At 72.5% G+C, this 23,360-nt stretch carries 11 protein-coding genes; 4 read left to right on the top strand and 7 right to left on the bottom strand.

The annotated features are described in order from the left end of the window. Window positions 1-27 precede the first annotated feature (27 nt). The 6 genes from ACH5AC_RS35760 to ACH5AC_RS35735 form a co-directional block, all read right to left on the bottom strand. On the bottom strand, window positions 28-6,258 hold the full coding sequence (locus ACH5AC_RS35760; protein ID WP_398866500.1) for an SDR family NAD(P)-dependent oxidoreductase: 6,231 nt from the start codon (window positions 6,256-6,258) through the stop codon (window positions 28-30). A gap of 176 nt (window positions 6,259-6,434) precedes the next feature. Beyond that, window positions 6,435-8,084, bottom strand: coding sequence for an NAD(P)/FAD-dependent oxidoreductase (locus ACH5AC_RS35755; RefSeq protein ID WP_398866499.1), 1,650 nt, complete (start codon window positions 8,082-8,084; stop codon window positions 6,435-6,437). 43 nt (window positions 8,085-8,127) lie between these two features. Continuing rightward, window positions 8,128-10,947: an AAA family ATPase gene (locus ACH5AC_RS35750; protein ID WP_398866498.1), complete on the bottom strand. Its 2,820-nt coding sequence runs from the start codon at window positions 10,945-10,947 to the stop codon at window positions 8,128-8,130. Continuing rightward, complete coding sequence (locus ACH5AC_RS35745; RefSeq protein ID WP_398866497.1) at window positions 10,934-12,205, bottom strand: cation:proton antiporter; 1,272 nt, start codon at window positions 12,203-12,205, stop codon at window positions 10,934-10,936. Before ACH5AC_RS35745 ends, ACH5AC_RS35750 begins: the two co-directional genes overlap by 14 nt. 65 nt (window positions 12,206-12,270) lie before the next feature. After that, the gene (locus tag ACH5AC_RS35740) at window positions 12,271-13,551 is read right to left on the bottom strand and encodes an NAD(P)/FAD-dependent oxidoreductase (RefSeq protein ID WP_398866496.1); all 1,281 of its coding nucleotides are present in this window, start codon (window positions 13,549-13,551) and stop codon (window positions 12,271-12,273) included. A gap of 144 nt (window positions 13,552-13,695) precedes the next feature. Beyond that, window positions 13,696-15,747, bottom strand: coding sequence for a BTAD domain-containing putative transcriptional regulator (locus ACH5AC_RS35735; protein WP_398866495.1), 2,052 nt, complete (start codon window positions 15,745-15,747; stop codon window positions 13,696-13,698). Window positions 15,748-16,073: 326 nt separating this feature from the next. Between ACH5AC_RS35735 and ACH5AC_RS35730 the strand changes: the two genes are divergently transcribed. Next, entirely contained in the window at window positions 16,074-16,325 is a 252-nt protein-coding gene (locus ACH5AC_RS35730; RefSeq protein WP_398866493.1) for a DUF5988 family protein, read from the top strand. Window positions 16,326-16,409: 84 nt separating this feature from the next. Here the strand turns inward: ACH5AC_RS35730 and ACH5AC_RS35725 are convergent, their stop codons facing one another. Further along, window positions 16,410-17,684, bottom strand: a complete 1,275-nt coding sequence (locus ACH5AC_RS35725) for a cytochrome P450 (protein ID WP_398866491.1) — start codon at window positions 17,682-17,684, stop codon at window positions 16,410-16,412. A gap of 243 nt (window positions 17,685-17,927) precedes the next feature. Between ACH5AC_RS35725 and ACH5AC_RS35720 the strand changes: the two genes are divergently transcribed. The 3 genes from ACH5AC_RS35720 to ACH5AC_RS35710 form a co-directional block, all read left to right on the top strand. Then, window positions 17,928-21,359, top strand: a complete 3,432-nt coding sequence (locus ACH5AC_RS35720) for a BTAD domain-containing putative transcriptional regulator (RefSeq protein ID WP_398866490.1) — start codon at window positions 17,928-17,930, stop codon at window positions 21,357-21,359. A gap of 618 nt (window positions 21,360-21,977) precedes the next feature. Beyond that, a complete protein-coding gene (locus ACH5AC_RS35715) occupies window positions 21,978-22,748 on the top strand; it encodes a helix-turn-helix domain-containing protein (RefSeq protein ID WP_398866489.1) in 771 nt (256 codons plus the stop codon). Between the two features lie 279 nt (window positions 22,749-23,027). Then, the coding region (locus tag ACH5AC_RS35710) for a beta-ketoacyl synthase N-terminal-like domain-containing protein (RefSeq protein ID WP_398866488.1) at window positions 23,028-23,360 on the top strand (333 nt) is incomplete at its 3' end.

The raw sequence follows: 23,360 nt of genomic DNA, 5'->3' as shown, positions 1-23,360 counted from the left end.
GGCGGTGGCACGGTGGAGTCGCGGTGATCAGTCCTCCGCCATCACCGCCGACAGTTGGTCGCCGAGCGCCCGGGACAGCGCCGTGGGCGTGCCGTAGGACCACAGCAGGGTCGGTGACAGCTTCAGACCGAGTGCGGCCTCCAGGCGGTTGCGCAGTTCGAGGCTCATCAGGGAGTCCAGACCGAGCGCCTTCAAGGGCGTGTCGCCGTCCATGCCGGCCGGGTCGATCCGCAGGACGCGGCCCGCCAGTTCGCGTACGACGGCTTCGACCATCGCATCCCGCTCCTGGGCGGGCGCCTGGCGCAGCCGGGACCGGAACTCGGCACCGCCGGTGCCGCCCTGGTCGGCCCGCTGGGACTCGGCGCGCAGCAGCTCCCAGCTGGGCAGCGCCGCGGTGTCCGGGTAGGCGTCGAACCACTGCCGGAGGTTGATCGGCACGTAGCCCACCACGGGCTCGTCGCCGTCCAACAGCCGCAGCAGAGCCGACCAGGCGTCCGCCACGGGGACGCCGCCCATGCCGCGTTCCGCCAGCCGCGCGCCGCGGCGGTCGTCGGTGGCGGCAAGGCCCACGTCGGTGACGGGCCCCCACTGCACGCTGAGCGCGGGCCTGCCGCGGCGTCGGCGGGACTCGGCGAGGGCGTCCAGGGCGGCGTTGCCGGCCGCGTAGACGGCCTGGCCGGCGTTGCCGACGAGGGCGGCGGCCGAGGAGAACAGGACGAAGAAGTCGAGGGGATCGTCGGCGGTCGCGCGGTCGAGGTGGAGCGCGGCGTCGGTCTTGGGGCCGAGCACGGTGTCCAGCTGCGCGGCGGTGATGTTGAGGACGGTCGCGTCGTCCAGGACGCCGGCCGCGTGGACGACGCCGCGCAGCGGGGGCAGGGTGCGGCGCAGGCCGTCCAGGGCGCGGTCGAGGGCCGCCCGGTCGGCGGCGTCGCACCGTACGGTCTCCACGCGGACGCCGTCGGCGGTCAGGGCCGCGAGCCGTTCCACCGCTTCGGGCCCGGGCGCCGACCTGGCGAGCAGGGCCAGGTGCCGTGCGCCCCGGTGGGCGAGGAACTCGGCGAGGGACAGGCCGAGCGCGCCGAGCCCTCCGGTGATCAGATACGTCCCGTCCGCGCGGAACACGCCGTCGGCGAGCGGTACCGGGGTGATGCCGGCGACACCGCCCGGGTCCGTGGCCACGACGCCGCCGTGCGGGTGGGCGCGCAGGGTGTCGGCCACGTCGGCGAATCCGTGTCCGGTCGCGGGCAGCGGAGTGAGTTCGCCGGACTCGACCCGGTCCCAGACCTCGTCGAGCAGCCGGGCGAACCGCTCGGGCCGCGCCGCCATCAGGCCCCGTACGTCGAGGGCGGCCAGGGTGATGCCCCGGCCGAAGGCATCCAGGGCGACGGAGCGCCCGGCACGCGAGGCGGGGTTGCCGGTGTCGACGTAGCGGCCGCCGTCGGCGAGCAGGTCCAGACGGGAGCCGACCTCGGTGCCGGTGAGCGGGCCGATGACGATGTCGGCGCCGCACGCGCCGACGGTCGCGGCGAGCCTCTCGGGCCAGGCGGGGTCGTCCGGGTCCAGTACGTCGGCCGCCCCGGCCTCGGCGCACCGGCGCCTGACCTCGTCGTCCGGATCGGCGACCACGGCGCGGGCCCCTCGCAGCCGGGCCACCCGGACCGCGGCGAGGGCGAGTTGCGCGCCCGCCGAGTGGACCAGGACGGTCTCGTCGGCTGCCAGGCGTCCGAGGTCGACGAGTCCGTGCCAGGCGGTGACCAGGACGGTCGGCAGCAGGGCCGCCTCGGCGTCGGACAGTTCGTCGGGCAGCCGGCGCACATGGTCCGCGCGGACGGTGACATGGCTGGCCAGGGCCCCGGTGGCGCAGGCCACCACCCGGTCCCCCGGTGCCAGTGCGGTGACGCCCTGGCCGGTGGCCAGGACGGTACCGGCGCAGGCGCCGCCGAGCGGTGCCTCGCCGGTGGCGCCGGCCGGCCCCAGGCGGACCGCGAGGGCGTCGGGGGCGTCCAGCGCGGCGGCGGTGACCTCGATCTCCACCTCGCCGGGAGCGGGCGGGCGCCGGTCGAGGGGGACGTACTCCACCTCGCCGCGCAGCGTGGCGGACGGCCGTACCCGGAACGGCTGGGGTGGCGTGTGCGGGGCGGGCAGCCGAGGTCCGGTCGCGGCGGGTGTGCCGCCCCGGACGATCCGGGCGGCCAGCCGTCGTGGGCCGCGCAGCGCGATCTGGTCCTCCGCGCCGTCCCCGAGGAGTTCGGCGGCGCAGGCGGCGGCCCAGCCCCGCTCGGTGGGCAGCACATCGATCAGGCGCGGTTCCAGTTCGCCGTGTTCGCGGCGGAGCGCGCGGGTGAACCCCCAGTACTGCGCGGCACCGGGATCGGGGGCCACGTCCGTGGCCGCGGCCTGGGCCACGGACGTGACGACTGCGAGCCGGGGCGGCACACCGAGGGAGGCGCAGGCGCGGACCAGGCCGGCGAGCCGGAGCAGCCCGGCCCGCTGCGCGGCCGCCCCGGCGTCGGCGGTGGGGGCGACGAACACCACGCGCCCGGGTGCCTCGGTGCCGGTCGCGTAGGCATCGCCGTCGACGCGGTCGACGGTCGCGCCGGCCTCGGCGAGCGCGTCGGCGAGGGGTCCGGCGGGACCGGCGGGGTCGCCGTGGACGGCCCACCGGACGCCTGCGGCGGGCCGGTCCGCCGTGGTGCCGTCCGGGTCGGCCGCGAGGTCCGTCCAGGCGATCCGGTGCAGCCGTTCGGCGTCGTGCCCGGGGCCGGTGCCCGCCGGGAGGGGGTCGAGGGTGAGCCGCTCCATGACCAGCAGGGGTTTGCGTTCCGTGTCGAAGAGCACGACGTCGACCGCGCCGTCGGGGCGGCGCACGGCGTGCGACCACACGCGGGTGACCGGTTCGTCGTGGTCGGCGAGCAGCCGTACGGTGCGTACCGAGGTGGGGACGACGGCGTCGTCGGCGTGGGTGTCGAAGGCCAGCGCCACCTGCAGGGCGCCGTCCCACAGGGCGGGGTGCGGCACCGGGGACCGGTGGGCGGCGCGCAGGGTGTCGCTGAGCGCGACCTCGCCCACGGCCTCCGCGCCGGACGGGTGCAGCCGCAGGGAGCGCACGCCCTGGAAGGCGGGGCCGTAGTCGAGGCCGCGGGTGGCGCAGGCGCGGTAGAAGGCGTCGGCGTCGACCGCGTCGGCCGTCTCGTACCAGTCCGGGAAGTCCGGCAGGGCGAGTATGTCGGTGCGGGGGCCGACGTGGGCGGTGGCGTTGACCGTCCACTGGGTGCTGCCGGGCGGCAGCGACAGCAGCCGGACGGCGCCGTGGGCGGTGTCCTCCTCGTGCCACTCGACGGTGAGCCGTACGGGGTCGTCGCCCAGCGCCACTTCTTTGTGGAAGGCCAGAACGTCGATGCTCACGGCGCCCGTACCGGTACGGGCGCGGACGGTGTGCACGGCCAGCGCCAGCAACCCGGCCCCGGGCAGTACCGCGGCGCCGTGCACCCGGTGGTCGCCGAGCCACGGCAGGTCGGGCACGGCCAGGGCCAGCTCCGCCTGCCAGACGCCGGGACGTCCGGGTGCCGGGGACAGGTCCGGGGTGAAGCCGTCGGCGGTGCCGGGGGCGCGCCGGCGGGCGGGGATCCAGTGGCTCTCGCCGCGCAGGGGGTAGCCGGGCAGCGGGGCGAGAGCGTGGCGCGGCAGGGCGCCGAAGGGTTCGAGTCCGCCGGCGTAGGCGGTGGCGAGGGCCGTCGCGAAGTCCTCCGTGGTGCCGTGGTGGCGGCGCAGCGAGGTGAGGACGACCGGCGGTTCGCGGCGCTCGGCGCCGAGTTGTTCGATGGCCGGGGCGAGCACCGGGTGGGGGCTGATCTCCACGACGTGGGTCACTCCGTCGTCGAGGAGCGCGCCCAGGGCGTCCGCGAACAGCACCGGGTTGCGCAGGTTCTCCACCCAGTAGGCGGCGTCCATCTCGGGGCCGTCGAGGAGCCGGGTGCGTACGGTGGACATCAGCGGGACGCGTCCGGTGCGCGGGGCGGCGGGGGCGAGGTCGGCGAGCAGGTCGTCGCGCAACGGGTCCATCTGCGGGCTGTGCGAGGCGTAGTCGACGTTGACCAGGCGGCAGTAGGTGCCCTCGGCGTCCAGGAGTTCCCGGAGCATGAGCACGGAGTCCTTCTCCCCGGACAGGACGCAGGAGTTGGGACCGTTGTGCACGGCGAGCGACACGGTGTCCTCGAAACCCTGCAGGGCGGCGAGCGCCGCCTCGCGGTCCAGATCGACGGCGAGCATCCGGCCGTGCCCGGAGGTGCGGCGGGCGATGGCGCTGCGGCGGGCCATCACCAGGGCGGCGTCCTCGTGGCTGAGGATGCCGGCGACCGTGGCCGCGGTGATCTCGCCCTGGCTGTGGCCGAGGACGACGTCCGGTTCGACGCCGGCGGCCCGCCACAGTTCCGCGAGGCCCAGGGACATGGCCCACAGGGTGGGCTGGAGCATGTCGATCCGGGTGGTCCACTCGTCGCCCGCGGTGCCGGCGAAGATGTCCAGCAGGTCCCAGTCGACGTGCGGGGCGAGGGCCGCCCGGCACCGGCGTACGACGTCGGCGAACAGCGGGCTGTCCCGGTACAGGTCATGTCCCATGGCGCTCCACTGGGAGCCCTGCCCGGGGAAGACGAACGCGGTCCGGCCGGGTGGCACCGCCTTGCCGCGCACCACGCCCTGCGGTTCGGCGTCGGGCTTCTGGGCGAACTCCCTGAGGCTGGTGCGCAGTCGGTCCCGCCCGGTGGCGAGGAAGGCGGCGCGGAACGGGAAGTGGTCGCGGCGCCGGGCGAGGGTGCCCGCCACGTCGGTGAGGTCCGCGTCGGCGGTGTCGAGGGCGTCGGCGAGCCCGGCGGCCCGCTCGGCGAGGACGTCGGGCTGCCGCGCGGACAGCGGGACGAGGGCCGGTAGTCCGGTCGGGACGGTGTCCGGGGCGCCGGGTGCGGGCGCGGGGGCGGGTGGGCTCATGGCGACGACGTGGGCGTTGGTGCCGCCCCAGCCGAACGAGTTGACGCCCATGTACAGCGGGCCGCCGTCGGGCAGCGGCAGGGGCTCGCGTACCACGTGCAGGTTGAGTTCGTCGAAGGGGATGTCCGGGTTGAGTTCCTGCGCGTGAAGGCCGGCGGGGACGGTGCGGTGACGCAGCGAGAGCAGGATCTTGAACAGGCCGGCCATGCCGGCCGCCGCCTCCAGGTGCCCGACGTTGGTCTTCACGGAGCCGACGGCGAGCGGCCCGCCCGTGCGGTGCCGGGCGACGGTACGGCCGATCTGGGTGACCTCGATCGGGTCGCCGCGGCCGGTACCGGTGCCGTGCGCCTCGACGTAGACGAGTGACTCGTACGGCACCCGGCCGTCGCCGTACGCCCTGGTCAGCAAGTCTTCCTGGCCCTCGGGGCTGGGGGTCACCAGGCTTTCGCCGCCGCCGTCGTTGTTGACGACGGTGCGGTCGATGACGGCGTGCACGCGGTCGCCGTCGGCGAGGGCCCGCTCCAGGGTCTTCACGTACAGCGCGGCCACGCCCTCACCGCGGACGAATCCGTTGGCGTGGGCGGAGAACGTGGCGCACCGCCCGTCCGGTGACAGGGCGCCGAAGTGGGTGAGGCCGATGGTGACATGCGGGTCGAGCATGAGGTTGACGCCGCCGACCACCGCGGCGTCGATCTCGCCCTGCCGCAGGGCCTGGGCCGCAAGGTGCAGCGCCACCAACGAGGACGAACAGCCGGTCTCCACGGTGAGGCTGGGCCCTCGCAGCCGGAACACGTAGGACACCCGTGCGGCGATCACGTCCAGGGCGTTACCGACGAGGCTGTGCTGGGTGGGGCGGGCACCGCGTTCCTTGCGCAGCAGTTCGTAGTCGTGCCAGGAGGCCCCGACGTACACGCCGGTGCGGGTGCCGGCCAGGTCGGAGACGCGCTGGCCGGCGTCCTCGAAGGCGCGCCACGCCTCCTCCAGCATCAGGCGCTGCTGGGGGTCGATGGCGGCCGCCTCGCGCGGTGAGACGCCGAAGAAGGCGGCGTCGAAGCGGTCCACGTCGTCGAGGAAACCACCGACGGCCTGGATCTCCCGTTCCGGGTCGAGCACGGCCGTGCTGTCCCAGCGGTCGGCCGGCACTGGGCGGATGGCGTCGCCTCCGTCCATCAGGAGCCGCCACAGGGCGTCGACGTCCGGTGCTCCGGGGAATCGGCCCGACATGCCGACGACGGCGATGCGATCCGATGTGTCGTGCGGTGCTTTCGCGTCCATACACTGCCTTCTCGTCCGTGATGGTCTTCTTTCACCCACACGCCTCACGGGCAGCCTAGGTCGGGGCAACCGCAGCCAAAACCCCTGAATTTCCGGGGTTTTAAGGCGGGGGACCCCTACGGCGAAATAGGGGTCCCCCCGGTTATTCCACGGGTACGGAAGGGCGTGGTCGACCCTCAGCCGCGCAACCGCATGCGTACCAGGCCCCGGCTTGCGTTGATCATTCTGGGGCCGATCTCGGGCGGGGCCTCCCGGCGGCACCAGACGGCATTGGTCGCCATCTTCGCCGGGGTCATGTTGAAACACTGGGTGTCGCGTTCACCGAACCTGAAGGAAGGCGCGATGAAATCGGCCTGCCGGATGTGCTCAAGAATGCGCGCGGCGCCCGCCGTGGGGCTGACCTTTCCGTCCTCGACGGATGCGCACACGTCGCGTGCCAGCACGCCCATCCGGTTGAATGCCTCGCTGACCGGCAACGGGGATCCGGGGTGCGGACTGTCCTCCAGTTCCAGGAACACCTTTTCGTCACCGGTGCGGGTGAAACGGTAATAGGCGTCCTCCAGCATGACGTTGCCGAGCATGGTGCCGAGCATCCAGGTGCGGTTCACGGCGTTCCACAGCTCGTAGTCGCGGAACCCGACGAAGGAGCTGTACACGAGGTCGTCGTGGAAGTCGAAGAGGCCCTGCTGGAGTGTTTCCAGGTAACCGAACCGCTGCTGGGACCAGTTGCCGTCCCGGGAGGCCGCGATGAGCCGCCAGCCGAGGGCGTTGACCAGTTCCAGGGTGTTGGTCAGGCCCCGTGAGTAGAGTGCGTCGATGAACCCGGCGGCGTGCGAGGTCAAGCAGAACCGCTCGCCGACGACCTGCTTGGCGGAGTACTGCAGCCGCCCGGTGGACACCCAGGGTCGCACCGCCTTGGCGTCGCGGAACTGCCAGGCGATCTCCGGGAAGCGCGCGAGGAAGGCGTCGAACTCCTGCTGGGCGGGGGTCTCGTCCTTCGGGAAGACCCGCGGGTCGAGGGTGAGGCCCACGCTGCACAGCGGGTTGAGGGAGTCGGGGTGGTTGTCGAAGGGGATCACCCACAGCCAGCCGCCGTCGAAGACGTGGTGCAGGGTGCCGTGGTGCCAGGGGTTGGGCTGGCGGTGCTTGCGGGCCGCCGGTGCCTTGTCGAAGGGCGTCACGCCGATCATGTGTGTGAAGAGGGTCCTGGAATGCGTACGGGCCCGGGTCGGCGTCTCCCGCAGGGAGAACCTCTCGGCGAGCGGGGAGCGGAATCCGCTGCCGTCGACGACGTAGTGGGCGCGGATCTCCTCACCGCGGTCGGTGCGCAGCACGGCGCCTTTCTCCGAGTCGACGTCGATGTCCGCGATCCGGGTGTTGAGCCGTGGCTCGGCGCCGTATTTGACCGCCACGTTGAAGAGGTAGGAGTCGATGTCCTGGCGGAACAGATGGGTTTCCGTCCTGATGGCGGAGGGCACCACCAGCTGGTTGATCCGCGTGGGGTTCTGGCTCTTTCCCTCCTCGTGGTGGACGAATCCGAAGTTCTGCTTCTGCCCGCAGTACCTGGAGACGTGCCGGGTGATCCCCTTGTGGCTGGAGAGCGGCATCAGTTCCGGAACGCGGTAGCGGTCCGCGATGAGCCGGGTCATGCCCGACGTGTAGGGAATCGTCGATTCTCCCACCGCGAACCGCGGATGCGTCCCGGCATCCAGCAGAAGAACCTTCACGCCGTTCCGGGCCAGTACCGCCCCCAGCATTCCACCGGCCATCCCGCTGCCGAGAATGGCCACGTCGTACAACTCTTTCTTCTGCCGTGCGACGGTCATGCGTGATATCTCCCTCACGTCTCGGGTCGTGCGCGGACTCTTCTCACTCGGCCGCCTCGAGCACGATGTCCGCGGGAATCTCCCTGCGGGCCCTGACGCCGAGTTTCCGGAAGATCCGGGTGAGGTGCTGTTCCACTGTGCTGACGGTGATGCACAGCCTTTCCGAGATCTCCCGGTTGGTATGACCGCCCGCCGCGAGGGCCGCCACGCGCCGCTCGGCGCCGCTCAGCAGCGCGAGCGCGCCGGCGGGGGCGGCGTCGGCGGTGGTGCGCGGCCGGCCGCGGCGGGGTTCCAGGCCGTCGAGGTCGGTTGCGAGCGCTGCCGCCAGGGGCCTGGCGCCGCACCGCCGCGCCAGCTGTGCGGCCATCTCCAGCACCGGTCTGGCGCGGGCCGGACGTCCCGCGCGCAGGTGTTCCCGTCCGAGCTCGGCGAGCGCGCCGGCGGTCTGGAGTTCGTCGCCGGACGCCCGCAGGATCTCAGCGGCCTCGGTGAGCGGGCCGGTCTGCTCGCCGCTGTCGGCGGCGGCCAGCACGCGCAGCGTCAGTCCGCGGGTGCGGGTGCGCTCCGGGCCGACCAGGGCGAGCTGTTCGCGGGCCAGCGCGAGGGCGCGGCCGGTGTCGCCGAGCGCCAGATGGGCGCGGGCCGCCTCGGTGCGCCAGGGCACGAGCGTGGGCTGGTCGAAGCCCCAGTCGCGCATGAGCCGGGCGCAGGTCATGAAGTCGTCGAGCGCCGCGTAGGGGCGTCCGGTCGACAGGTGGTGTCGGCCGCGGGCGTGCAGGAAGTACAGGCCGAAGCGGGTGGAGTACATCCCGTCCAGCACCGGCACGGCGAGGTACCCCTCGGCGGCCCTGATGTCGCCGGTCTCGGTGGCGGCCTGCACGAGCACGGCGAGCGGGCCGCCCAGGCACACTCCCCAGCTCTCGGCCGGGACCAGTGCCAGGGCCTTCTCGGCCAGGGCGCGGGCGGTGACCGGATCGCCCTGTCGCAGCCGGATACCGGCGCGCAGCGAGGTGAACTCCGCCTCCCACAGCGGGACCCGGCGCGTGCGGGCCTCGGCGAGCCAGTGGTCGCACCAGCTGGCGGCGGCGTCGACACGTTCGGCGAACATCAGGGCCGCGACGGCGCACATCAGGGATTCCTGGGTGCTCTTGGCGAGGCGCAGCGCCCGCAGCGCGGTCTCGGCGTCGCCGACGGCCGTGGGGTCGGCTCCGTGGGCGAGCACCCGGGTGAGCGCGGTGGCGCCGAGGATCCTGGGGTCGCCGGCAGCGGCGCGTGGCGGTGCGTCCGTCGTACCGGGGGCGGCGAGCACCGCGGAGCCGACCAGCGAGGGGTAGGTCGTCGAGAGCAGTTCGCGGGTGGCCCGTACCTCGGCGGCGGCCGCGGGGTCCAGTTCAGCGCTCTCGCTGCGTCGGCCCATCCGCTCGATGGCCTCGACGGCCTCCGCGAAGCGCCCGTGCCACAGCAGGTGCTTGGCGAGGGTGAGAGCGTGCCGGTCCGGGAGCCGCCCGTCGCGCAGCGCCTCGGCCAACTCACCCAGGTGCCGGGCGGTGAGGGAGGGGTTGAGCAGCCAGGCGGTGGCGGCCAGCTGGGCCCTGAGGGCAACGCGTTCTCCGTCGTCCTCACAGCCGGCCAGGGCGGCGGCCAGGCAGGCGTGGGCTTCCGCGGCCCGGTCGACCGCCAGATAGCGCTGTGCCGCCTCCCGCAGGACGGGCCCGGCCCAGGGTGGGCAGCCACTGTCGGCGGCGATCAGGTGGGGGGCGATCCGCCAGGCGCTCGCTCCGTCCTCGCACAGCAGTTCCGCCGCCCGTCGGTGCAGGGCGCGGCGGTCGGCGGCGGACAGGCTCTGCAGTACGGCCGTGCGGGCGACCGGGTGGCGCAGCCGGACGCCGTCGATGAGGCCGGCCCCCCGCAGGGCCGCGAGGCACTGCTCGACGGTGGCGGGTTCCTCGTCGAGCAGCCGGGCCAGCAGGGCCGTGCCGGTGCCCTGTTCGTCGAGGACGGCGAGGGCCTGTGCGAGGGCGAACGTGGGGGGCCGGCCCCGGTGGAGGCAGCTGAGCACGGTGTCCGCGTAGGCGTCGGCGACGACGGGCTCGGGCAGGGGGCCGCCGGGCGGTGCCACGGCATGCCGCTGGTCCTGGGCGAGGGCCCGGACGAGGAGTGGGCTGCCGCCGCTGACGCGGTGGCTCTCGGCGGCCAGGGCGCGGGCCCGGTGCTCGCCGACGCGTTCGGCGAGCACCGCGGCGACGCCGTCGACGCTGAGGGCGCCGAGGGTGATCCGGCGGTAGTTGGGTTGCCGGAGGAGTTGTGCGTGCAGCTGTGGGTGCGCCGACTTCGACAGGGTGCACTCGGCGACGACGAGGGCGACGCGTGCCGAGCGCAGGACGCGCACGAACTGGAGGATCCAGTGCAGGGAGAGCGAGTCGGCGTACTGAAGGTCGTCCACGCACAGCAGGACGGGTGTGTGGTCGGCGATCCGCACCAGTTCGGTGGAGAGCCGGTGCAGGGCGGCCGTGGTGGCCGGGCCGGGCGGCCACTGGTCGAGGCTGCCGCCGGTCTCCGGCCCGGTGCCGAGGCTCCGGGTGAGTGCCGCGGTCACCCGGTCGCCGTGCGCGGCGGGCACCTGGGCGTAGCGCAGCAGCTGGCCCAGGACGCTGCCGGGTGAGTCGCGCTCAGCCCAGGAGCCGGTGGCGCCGAGGACGACGTATCCGGCGTCGGCGGCGGATCTGCGGACGGTGTCCAGGAGTTCGGTGCGGCCGCAGCCGATGCCTCCGCTGACCACGGCGATGCTGCCGCGGCCCTGTTCCGCCTCCCGCAACACCGCCGCCAGCGCGGCGAGTTCGCGGCCGCGCTCAGCCAGTCGCACGACGCAGCCCTCCTCCGGTGCCGACCTCTTCACCCATTCCTGAGGTGCCGGGGGACGCCTCGACCCGTTCGGGTCCGATGAGGCTCAGCAGGGGGCCGGTCATGGCGGTGGTGACCAGTGCCATGACGACCATCAGGGAGTACAGCGTGCCGTCGAGGAGGCCGAGTTGGAGGCCGACGCCGAGGATGACGAGTTCGGTCAGGCCCCGGGTGTTCATCAGTGCGGCCAGTGTCGCCGAGGCCCTGCCGGGCAGCCCCAGGGTGCGGGCTCCGGCGTAGGTGCCGAGGAACTTGCCCGCGACGGCGACGAGCAGGATGACACCGAGTTCGAGGAGCCCGTCGGTGCCCACGTCACGCAGGTCGACCTTGAGGCCGGCGACGACGAAGTACACGGGCAGCAGCAGGGAGGTGATCTGGCCGGTCCGGTCGATGATCTCGTCCCGCATGGTGTCGTTGCCGTCGCGGGGGATCACCACGCCGAACAGGAAGGCGCCGAAGATGTAGTGCATCCCCATGGCCTCGGTGGCCGCCGAGGACAGCATCGCGCCGACAAGCACCACGGTCAGGCCGAGGCGGCTGACGGAGCCGGTCGCGCCGTCGGGCCTGAGCACCCGGCGCAGCAGGGGGCGGACGGCCAGCAGCAGTGCGGTGAACGGGACGATCAGGGCGACCCGCCAGTAGTCGGCGGCACCGCCGACCACGGCCTGCACCCCGGCGAGGGCCGTCCAGGCCACGACGTCCACCAGGGCAGCCGTGGCCAGGGCGAGACCCCCGATCGCCGTTCGGGTCAGTCCCCGGTCGGCGAGGATGCGGGCGAGGACGGGGAAGGCGGTGACCGACACGGACAGGCCCACGAACACCACGAACGCGGCCCGCTGGTCGGTCTCGTGGTGGGTGAGCAGGTAGAAGGCGAGGGCGATGCCCAGCCCGAAGGGCACGAGTGTGGAGCCCACGGCCGCGCCGGCGGCGGCCCGGGTGCCGCCCTTCACGAACCGGTGCTCCAGTTCCAGGCCGACGACGAACATGAACAGCGCCACCCCGATGTCGGCCAGGGCGGTCAGCAGCGGGCGTACGTCGGCCGGGAACAGATGGTCCGCGAACAGGGTGCCGAACAGCGTGGGACCGAGGAGGATGCCGGCGAGGATCTCCCCCACGACCGGGGGCTGGTGGATCTTGGACGCGAGCGCTCCCAAGCCGCGGGCCAGCACCAGGATGAGCGCGAGATCCAGGAACAGTAACTGCACTTGATGGCTGGTCATGGGCAGCACAGACCTCAATCAGGTCGCGTGGCGGGGGCGACGGAACCGGGACGCGGCATCCCGGTTCACGAGGCCGGGTCCGCGCCCGGGGCGCTGCCGGGGACCAGGTCGTCGAGGTTGATGTGGAACATCGGGTGGCGTCCGCTGAGCCCGGAGATCAGCTTGACGAAGTCGGCGGAGGGCTCGCGCTCCTTCTCCGGGTCGATCATCTCCTGGGCGAGGCTGTAGTAGAACTCCTTGTATTTGGTGCGGTCGTAGAAGCGCTCGACGAAGCCGCGGATCTCGTCGAAGAAGCCGGAGTAGGCGGTGGCGTAGCGGTCGAGCGCCTTCTCCTCGATCTCGGGGTGCTCGATGATCCGGTCGACGATCTTCGACAGTACGCTGCCGGCAAGGGTGGCGAGCGCGACCCCGGTGGAGAACAGCGGGTCGACGAAGGCGGCGGCGTCGCCCACCAGCACCCAGCCGTCGCCGTAGAAGCGCTGGCTGTGGTACGACCAGTCGCGCGCGGTGCGGAAGCCCGCGGAGCGGCGGCCAGGCGCCAGCATCTTCTTCAGCTTGGTGGACTTCTCGACCTCGGCGGCGAACAGCTCCTGCAGGGACTGGTCCGACGCCCCCACGGTGGCGGACCGGGTCACATAGCCGACGCTGATGGTGCCCTTGTCGATCGGGATGGCCCAGAACCAGCCGTCGTCCAGGCCCTCGATGAGGATGTTGGTGTACTCGTCGCCGGGCAGCCGTTCGCAGTTGTCGAAGTACGTCCACACGGCGACGTTCTGCAGTTCCTCGTGCCAGCGCACGTCGGTGAACCGGCGGCTGATCACCCGGGCCTGCCCGGAGGCGTCGATGACGAGGGAGGCGCGGGCCTCCTTGATGTCGTCCTCGCCGCGCAGCGCGAAGCGGACGCCGGTGACCCGGCCGTCCTCGTTCTGTATGGGGTCCTTCACGGTGGCGTCCTCGATGACGAACGCCCCGAGTTCACGGGCCCGGTCGAGGATGAGCGCGTCCAGGTCGGCGCGGCGCGTGTGGTACGCGTAGGCGTAGGCGCCGCCCTTGATGAAGGAGAAGTTCCACGGCACCTGGTTGTTGCCCCACACCAGGGAGCCACCGTACTTGCGCTCGAATCCACGGGCGTCCATCCGCTCGGTGAGGCCGAGTTCCTCCATGGGCCGCATGAAGGCGGGGATGAGCGACTCTCCGACGTGGTAGCGCGGGAACCGCTCCCGGTCGAGGACGAGAACGCGGCGTCCGCGCTGGGCCAGCAGTCCGGCCGTGGTCGCACCGGCCGGTCCGCCGCCGATGACGATGACGTCGAAGTGCTCAGGGATCCCGAAGAGAGTGGATGACATGGATTGACCTTCCCCTTGGACAGCCGGGACGGCCCGCAGGCGCGGGCATCGTTCTCTCGAGCGGTGCGCCCCCAGTCTGCGACGCGGGTCTGCAGAGAGTCTCCAAGCCATCTGGACGCCGCCGGCGGGCCGCCCGGCGGTGCTTCAGCGCAGGTCGCCGGCCGTCAAGGGGCTCTGACGGTACGGGTCCTGGACGCCGTAGGAGTCCTGGTGGCCGGACAGGTAGCGGGGGCAGTAGCGGTTGTCGCCCTGCAGGGCGAGGGCGCGGGCGAGGGCCGCGGTGCGGCTGGGCGCGGGTTCCTCCTCGGCGCAGTCCGCGGCGTACAGCCCGATCAGCTCCTGGAAGCGGTAGGAGCCACCGTCGTCCTTCATCAGCAGATGTGCTTCGGCGAGCGCCTCCAGTTGGCGGCGGGCGCGTACGGCGTTGCTCCCGGACAGCCGTGCGGCGATCTCCACGGTGATGACCGGGCCGTCGTACAGCCCCAGCATGCGGAACATCCGGGCCACTTCGGCGGGAAGGGCGCGGTAGGAGCGGGCGAAGACGCTGCGCAGGCTGGCCGCGGCGTCACGCACCACGTCGAGGCGTTCCATGCGGCAGTCGGAGACGGCCTCGGCCAGTTCCCTGGCGGACATCGAGGGGTGGGCGGCGAGCACCTCGGCGGTGACCCGCAAGGCCAGCGGCAGATGTCCGCAGAGCCGGGCGAGGTGGGCGACGGCGTCCTGTGAGTCGGCGGTGCGCCCGGGAGCCAGGTAGGTCAGCAGGTTCACCGACTCCTCCGGCACCAGTGGGGCCAGTTCCACGCAGTGCGCGCCGTCCCGGGCCACCAGTCCGCTCTGCCGCCAGCGGCTGGTCACCAGCACACAGGCGGGGCCCTGCGGTACGAGGGGCCGCAGCTGTTCGGCGTCGAAGGCGTCGTCCAGCACCAGCAGGACCCGCCGCCCGTACAGCAGGCTTCGGTACAGCGCCGTCCGGCCGGGCAGGTCGGTCGGCAGCTGGGGCTCCTCCGCCCCGAGGCTGGTGAGTACCTGGCCGAGCGCCTCCATGGCGGTCAGGGGTTCACGGTCGGCGCTGGTGCCGCACAGGTCCACGAAGAGCTGGCCGTCGGGGTAGTGCTCGGCCGTGGTGTGGGCGGCGCGCAGGGCGAGGGCGCTCTTGCCCACGCCGGGGGCGCCGCAGATGACCGCCATGGTGGTGCGGTCCTGGGACCGGTCACCGCCCTCCGTCATCAGCCGCCGCAGCTGTGTCATCTCCATGGAGCGTCCCGTGAACCCCCGGTCCAGAGGCGGCAGCTGGGCGGGGCGGACGGACGGCCACAGATCGGCGGCGGGCCGTTGGGCCGCTCGGACGGGAGGTCGCAGCTCGGGAGCCGGCGGCGGGGTCCTGTGGGGCGAGGGTCGCAGCACGCCGTCGGGTTCGTCCACAGGGCCGGGTACGGCGGTGAGGTCCATCTGGTCGGCGAGCATCTGCTCGTGCAGGGTGCGCAGTTCGGTGCCGGGCTCGACGCCGAGTTCGTCGCGCAGCAGGACCCGTGTCTCCCGGTAGAACCGCAGGGCGTCGGCGCGCCGGCCGCTGCGGTAGAAGGTCAGCATGAGCAGCCAGCGCAGTTTCTCCCGCAGCGGCTCCCGGGCGACCAGGTCGGTCAGCACGGGAGCCGCCTCGGTGTGCCGGCCGAGGGTGAGCAGGTCGCCCGCCCACTCCTCGGTGACGGTGAGCCTCAGCTCATGAAGGCGTGCGCGTTCCAGGAAGGCGAAGGAGCCGGGGACGCTCGCGTACGCCTCGCCGTGCCACAGGGCGAGCGCCGCGTCGAGCAGGGCGAGCGCCCCGCGTACGTCCCCGGCGGCGCGCAGCCTGCGAGCCTGCCCGTGGAACCGGTCGAAGCGGTGGGCGTCGATGTCCTCGGGATCCAGCCGCAGCGAGTAGCCGCCACCGGAGGAGACCAGGATGCCGCCGCGGTCACGGTTGCCGCGCTGGGGATCCAGCACGCGCCGGAGTCCGGCGACGTAGGTATGGACTCCGTTGACCGCGCTGCGGGGCACGTCGCCGTCCCACACCGCGTCGATGATCTCTTCGATGCGGACCACGTCGTTGGCGCGGCCGGCGAGCAGTCCGAGAACGGCACGCTGCTTCGGCGGGCCGAGCACCACTTCGACGTTCTGCCGCCATGCCCGCACCGGACCCAGCAGTTGCACCCACATGACGCTCCCCCGTCTCTGGCACAGGCCGGAGGTCTCGGCTAGGCGCCACCCCGGCCGTACGCGGTGCCGAGTTGCTGACTGGCTGTGCCCTCAGGTTGAGCCGTGACCGGAGTTGGTGTCATCGCCCAGATTGCTCAGCTGGTCGAGACCGCATGTCAGGCACCTGACCTGCATATCCGAATATTCTCGCCACCCCTATGGAAAGAGTCGTCACGCGAACCGAATTAGGGGTTCACATAAGGGTTCCCAGAAACATCCGACCGCCTCATCATTAAGACGTCATGAAATACGAAGCACCTGGTCAACGACCCGACAGGGAGCAGGAAATGCCCGATTCCAAGGCGACCAGCCAGGCGGCGGAAATGACGGAGGTCGTTCTCTCCGGAGGTCCTCAGGACATTCCCGTCGAGGCGCGGACCCTGCGGCTAAACCTGGCGAACCGGAATCCCGACGAAAAGATCAAGATCAGGCACGGAAACGGCTACGAGCATTTCGAGCGGTCCCCCGACTCCGGCACCCAGGACGGCTCGGGTCCGGTGGTCTTCCGCTGGACCCGGCGCACGAGGATCGCGGAGTAGAGGAAGAACGGAGGGGGCGCAGGGAGCGGGGGCCGACCGCGTGGCCGATCCCCGCCTCGACCGCCCCTCTCGGCGGTCGCCTTGTCACCGTCCGGCGGTCGCCGTGTCACCACCGGCGGTCACCGGCAGCCGTTCGTAGCCACGCAGTCCCAGGCCGGGCCTGCGCACGGCCGGGCCGGCCGGGGCCGGGTCCGGACAGTGCACGGGCAGCCGGGCCAGCAGCACCTCCGCCTCCAGATTGGCCAGTTGGGCCCCGAGGCAGAAGTGGACACCAGCGGCGTACGACAGATGGCCGTTCTCGGTGCGCGCCACGTCCAGGCGGTCGGGGTCGGCGAACCGGGCGGGGTCACGGTTCGCGGCGCCGATCACCGTCATCACGGTCTGCCCGGGCTTGAGTTCTATCCCGGCGAACGTCACGGGCTCCAGCGCCACGCGAGCGTCCAGCTGGGCCGGGGTGTCATAGCGCAGGAGTTCCTGGACCGCCGAGGGGACCATCTGCGGTTCCTCGCGCAGCCGGCGCAGCTCCTCGGGGTGGTCCAGCAGCGCCCGCAGTCCGTTGCCGAGCAGGTGGGTGGTGGTCTTGATGCCGGCGCCGAGCAGCAGGAGCGCCGTCGAGACAATCTCGTCGTCGTCGAGGCCGGTGCCCTCGGGTGCCGCGCCGAGCCTGCTCAGCAGGTCGTCCTGCGGGTGCGCCCGGCGCAGCGCCAATAGCTCCGCGAAGTACGCGCACAGCTCCTTCTGTGCGGCCGCCGCGTCGGCGAACACCTGCGCGTCCGTCACCGGCTCCATCAGGGCGGCCAGCGCACGGGAGTTGGGCACGACCTGGGCGCGGTCCGCCTCCGGGATGCCGAGCAGGTCCGCGATCACGATCTCGGGCAGCGGCTCGGCCACGGCGGCCATGAAGTCCGCCTCCGGCTCGGCCGCGAGCGCGGTGAGCAGCCGGTCGACGTGCCCCGTCACCGCCGGGCGCAGCGCCTCGACCTGACGGTGCGTGAACACCGCGCTTACCGGCTTGCGCATCCGGGTGTGGCGCGGCGGGTCCACGAACGCCATGCTGCGCCGCAGCACGGACATCACCTCGCGGACCTGCTCCTCGGGGACGGGGGCGAGCCGGAAGCCGTCCATGTCGTCGCCCCGGCCCAACGAGCGGTGGCGCAGCGCGGCGTCACACTCCGCGTGGCCGGTGACGACGACGGTGCCGTCGCCGGTGATCAGGGCCGGGGCGAGCTCCCGCAGTCGCCGGTAGCCGGTGTACGGGTCGTCGTTGGCGGGGTTCTGCATCAACGCGTAGAACTCCGCCTCCGCGTCCGTGTCATGGCGGGCGACCACCGGGGCCGCGGCGGGCGAGGCATCATTCATGGACGTTCCCTCCACAGGGGGCGCAGTCGTCGGGGTCGGCCCCCGCACAGGGCGACGGGTGCACCGGCCGGGCGGGCACCGGTCTCACCGCCGGGCCGGGGATGCCCTCCAGCGTTCCAACAGCCCGGGTGCGATGTCATCTCCCAGCTTGCGCAGCTGCGTTGGGCCCCTCTCCGGTCCCGCCGACCGCCGAACCCACCCGGTCGCCCCGCACTGGCTCCCCCACCTGGCACAGTGTCGTGCATGCATGTCGGAATCCTGGGACCTCTCGAGGTAGTGACCGAGGACGGCGCCGTGGACATCGGCGGTGCTCGGCTGCGTGTGCTGCTGACCCGGCTCGCCCTGGACGCCGGCCGCGTGGTCACGGTGGACGCACTGGTACGGGCCGTCTGGCCACAGGGCGGCCCGGTGGATCCGGCCAACGCCCTGCAGACCCTGGTGTCACGCTTCCGTCGTACGCTGCCGCCGTATGCGGAGACGATGCGCTGGACTTCCGGCGGCTACCGCCTCGATCTGCCGCCCGACGCGGTGGACGCGTTACGTTTCGAACGACTCACCACGGGCGCGCGGCACCTGCTCGGCTCGGGTCAGCCCTCCCCGGCCGCCCGGCAGTTGTCGGACGCATTGGCCCTGTGGCGGGGTGATGCCCTGGCCGGTCTGCTCGACCACCCCTTCGCGGCCGCGGCGGCAGCACGGCTGGAGGAGCTGCGGATCGCGGCGGTGGAGGACCACACCGACGCCGTGCTGGCCGCCGGTCAGGCCGACGCCCCGGAGAACTGCGGCCTCCTCGCCGAGCTGGAGGAACACGTCACCGCCCATCCGCTGCGCGAGCGGCTGCGCGCCCTGCAGATGCGGGCCCTGTGCGAGGCGGGCCGGCACACCGAGGCGCTGGCCGTCTACGAGGACTTCCGCAAGATGCTCGCGGCGGAGCTGGGCACCGGCCCGGGAGCGCAGGTGCGGGCCGCGCACCTCGCCGCCCTGCACGGCGAGCGGGACGTGTCGCCGGGCCCTCCGCCGCCGACGCAGGCCGTTTCACGGCAGCCGCCGCGAAACGGCCTGCGGGCCTCACTGACCAGCTTCGTGGGCCGCGCGGCGGAGCTGGCGGCGGTCAAGGCCCGGCTGCGGGAGGGACGCCTGGTCACGCTGACCGGCCCCGGCGGCTCCGGCAAGACCCGGCTCGCCGGCATCTGCGCCATGGACCTCGCCGGCTCCTTCCCCGGCGGGGTCCGCGTGGTGGAACTCGCCGCGGTCGACGACCCGGGCGACCTGCCCCGTGCGGTGCACACGGCGCTGGGTCTGCGTGACCCGGGCCTGGCCGCCGTGTCGGCGACGCCGAGGGACGCGGTCACGGGACTGGTCGAGGCGCTGTCGGCCGCCGAGACCCTGCTCGTCCTCGACAACTGCGAGCACCAGGTCCCCGCGGTCGCCGAACTGTGCGACGAACTCCTCGCGCGATGCGCGCAGCTGAGGATCCTGGCCACCAGCCGGGAGTCGCTCGGCATGCTCGGCGAGAGCCTGTGCCCGGTGCCGCCGCTGCCGGTGCCGCCGGCGTCCGCCGCCCCGTCCGGTATCCTCGCCTGCCCCGCCGTACAGCTGTTCGCGGACCGCGCGGCGGCCGTGCGACCCGACTTCCGTGTGACCGAGGACAACGCCGGGGTCGTGGCCGAGATATGCCGACGGCTCGACGGCCTCCCCCTGGCCATCGAGCTGGCCGCGGCGCGGCTGCGCGCCCTCCCAGCCGAGGAGCTGGCCGCTCGCCTGGACGACCGTTTCCGCCTCCTCACCGGCGGCAACCGCTCCGCCCTGCCCCGCCACCGCACCCTGCGCGCGGTCGTCGACTGGAGCTGGCATCTGCTGGACGAGGACCAGCGCCACTGCCTGCGGCGACTGGCCGTGTTCCCGGCCGGCATCACACCGGCGAGCGCGGCGGCGGTGTGCGGGGGCGAGGGACGGGGCAGCGACGCCGTGGGGGCCGGGGCGAGCGGCGATGCGACAGGGGCCGGGGCAGGCTGCGACGCCGTGGGGGCCGGAGCGAGCAGCGACGCCGGGGGGACCCCAGCGAGTGGCGGACTGGACCTCGATGTGCTGACGGGGCTCGTCGACAAGTCGCTGCTGCAGGTCGTGCCGGGGCACGAGGCCCGCTACCGCATGCTGGAGACGATTCGCGCGTACGCGGCCCGACGCCTAGCCGAGCAGGGCGGGACCACCGCCGCCAAGGACGCGCACGCCACCTACTTCCTCGCTCTCGCCGAGCAGGCGGAGCCCCGGCTGTGCGGACCGGACCAGCTGCCCCATCTGCACCGGCTCTCCGCCGAGCGCGACAACCTGGTCGCCGCCCTGAACCACGCGTGCGAGACCCGCTCCGCCGAGACCGCCGTACGCCTCGGCGCGGCCCTGGGCTTCTTCTGGACGGTCCAGGGCAACCACGCCGAGGCCGCGAGCCGGCTGCGCCTCACCCTGGAACTCCCCGGCGCCCGACGACACCCCGCCTGGACGGTCGGTGCCGCCTTCTGGCTTCTGAACATGGTGCTGAGCGGGGAAGCCGGCCTCACGGCAGCGGAGCGGCTCGCCGCCGAGGTCCGCGAGCACCTCGAGTCCCCGGAGCACTCCGGGCCGGCCGCGAGCCCCCCGGACAAGGCCACCGCGCAGGCCGCACCCGACCCCGTGGCCGCGGTCGCCCTCGCCTCACTCGCCCTGTTGTCCGGGGACATCCCGCTCGGGCTGACCGCCGTGGACCGCTGCCTCCCGGACTCCGCGCCCTGGTTCCGCGGCGTCCTCTTCCTGCTGCGCGCCTTCCTCCGGGGCACGCTGGACGGCCTGCACAGCGCGAACCACGACATGGCCGCCGCGGTGGAGGCGTTCCGGACCGCCGGGGAACGGTGGGGGCAGGCCACCTCGCTCACCTACCTGGCGTTCATACGCGCCAACCTGGACGACGAGAACGGCACGGCCTCGGCCCTGGAGCAGTCGATCACCCTGCTCGGCGAGCTGGGCACCGCCGATGTGCTCCAGCGCGTCTGGCTCGCCGAGTCGCGTGCCCGCAAGGGCGACACCGACCGCGCGCGGGCCCTGCTGCTCGATGTGCTCTCCGGGGAGTCCACCGCCCCGCGGCCCCTGAGCCTCGTCGCCCTGGGCCGGGTGACGCTCGGCAATCTCCTCCGCCTCGAAGGCGAACTCACCGAGGCTGAGCGCCAGTTCGCGTTCGCCGAGGGCGACCTGGACCGGTTGCCCTCACCGTATCTGGCGTTCCGCGCGATGCTGGCCTGCGGCCGGGGCCGGCTCCTGGTGGAGCGGGGCGACCTCACCACGGCGGCGCGGCAGTTGTCGGCCGCGGTCGCCCAGGCGTCGGCGGCCTCCCAGCTGACGGTCGTGGCCATGGCGGCGGTCGGGCTCGCCTCGCTCCAGTGGCGGCGCAGGCGGGCGGACGGGGCGGCGCGCACACTGGGCGCCGCACACGCCCTGCGCGGAGCGCCCGACGACGGCAACCCCGATGTGGCCCGGCTCGCCGGTGCGCTGCGCACCGAGCTGGGCCCGCACGCATACGACACGGCCTACGCCCATGGCTCGGGCCTGAGCCGGTCCGCGGCCCTCGACCTCATCCAGGACCTGGCGCGGACCACCGCGCTCGACGGGGAGCACCACGATCCGTTCGGCCCTTATCCCAGCTTGCCCTGAGCCCGACGGGGCATGACAGCGCGATGACGGCGATCTGTGCCCGATCTGACAGCCGGACATGCCATCGTTCGTGACCAGCGGCGGGGTGACGTTCCTGTGCACACCATTTCGAGTGCTCCTTTCGGGCTCCTCTCGGGCTCCTTTCGGGCTCCTTTCGGGCTCTTTTCGAGTCCTGGAGCCGCAAGCCAGGAACCCTATGAACCTCACCAACGAAAATTCACGCAAGCCCGTCAGGAAAATCAGCTCGGATTTCCGTCGCGCCGAAGTCGCCGTCACGAAGACGCACCGGCACACGGCCTTCACCGGGCGACCGCATACGGAAGACATCATTCGACGTTTCCGGAAGCGGCAATTCAGCACTCCTTGGCGATAAGCAACAGACGGCGGCCGCTCCGGATCAACGCGTTCCGGAACGCCGGCCCGCCGCGCATTCGATCACCCCGGAAACACATCTCTGCACCTCTCATCCCACCCCATGGGCAAGATCACGCCGACAGAAGCGGAATCCGGCCCACCCAACTGCCCCGGCGCACTGGATCATCGGTCGCTTGACACTCCCCCGCCGCCCTGCTTGCCTGCTGCGGATGCGTGGCTCCAGGGCTCTGGAAGCCGGTCCTCATGGGGTCACGCGTGTCCGACAACACGGGGGTAAAGATGCGGACCGAGATCGAGCGGGTCGTCCAAGGAATAAGAGAACGCTATGAGGAACCCCTGTCACTCCATGACCTAGGGGAAATAGCCCGTCTCACACCCTTCCATATGGCGCGCGTATTCCGTGAAGAAACCGGGCTGCCACCCGCGCGTTTCCTCACGGCCGTACGCCTGGAAGAAGCAAAACGACTACTCCTCTGCACCAACGACAGCATCGCCGACATCTCAATTAGAGTAGGCTATGCGAGCATCGGGGCATTCACTACCCGATTCAGTAAAACATTCGGAGTTTCACCGGGCCAGTACCGGCGGCTCTCCTCCCTCGGCCCCGACGCGGTTCGGTTCGCGGGCGGGCACAGAGATGAACCGTTCACCTACGGCACCATTGTCGGGCGTCTGCGCCGGGCCGACGGCCTCGACGACGCGTCGGCCTTCGTCGCCGCCTTCCACGCGCTCTCGTCCGGCATCCGGCCCGCTCGCTGCTGCCGGATGGAGAGCTCGTCGGGCAGCTGGACCATCGCGCACGTTCCCGCAGGTCGCTGGTTCATCGAGGGTGTGTCGCGCAGTACCGGTAAGGGCGGCAACGCGATGCTCGTGGGCACCGTCGGACCGGTGACGGTGGAGCCGGGCGCAACCGTCGAACTCGACCTGGAACTGGAGCCGTCGACGTGCGCCCATGTCGTCGACGGTGACCGCTGCGCCATTGCGTTCGCGCTCCCCGAGCTCTACGCGTCCTGATCGCGCTTCCCTTGAGCGAGTGAGCGGAGCGGCCCGAAGGGTCGCTCCGCTCCTTGCCGTGTACTCCTTTCATGGTTCACTCCCGCCGGTTCTGGCACGGGTGTGCGCTGAGCAATCTGGGCGATGACAGCCGCTCCGGCGCACCGCAGGCTTTTGGCGTTGCACGGGGGTTCGGCGCCGCCGCATGCCCTCTGCTCCGGTCGCGTCCCAGACTCACGCCGCGTCGGCGGCACAGAGGCCGGGCGAGTATGACGACATTTCGCTGTCCAAGGGGTGTTCATGGGGGAGAACGAGGAGAAACTGCGCTACTTCCTCAAGCGGGTGAGCGCCGAACTCCACGAAGCACGGCAGAAGTTGGACCTCGCCGAGGCCGAGCGGCACGAACCGATCGCGATCGTAGGCATGGGGTGCCGTTTCCCCGGCGGTGTCACCACACCCGAGGAGCTGTGGGACCTGGTCGCCGAGGGACGGGACGCCATCACCGCCTTCCCCGACGACCGGGGCTGGGACCTCGACGCCCTCTACCACCCCGACCCCGACACCCCCGGCACCACCTACACCCGCCACGGCGGCTTCCTCCAACACCCCGACCACTTCGACGCCGCCTTCTTC

This window comes from Streptomyces sp. NPDC018693, from assembly GCF_044391385.1.
In the GTDB taxonomy this organism is placed as follows: domain Bacteria; phylum Actinomycetota; class Actinomycetes; order Streptomycetales; family Streptomycetaceae; genus Streptomyces.
This window is presented reverse-complemented; position numbering and strand designations above follow the sequence as displayed.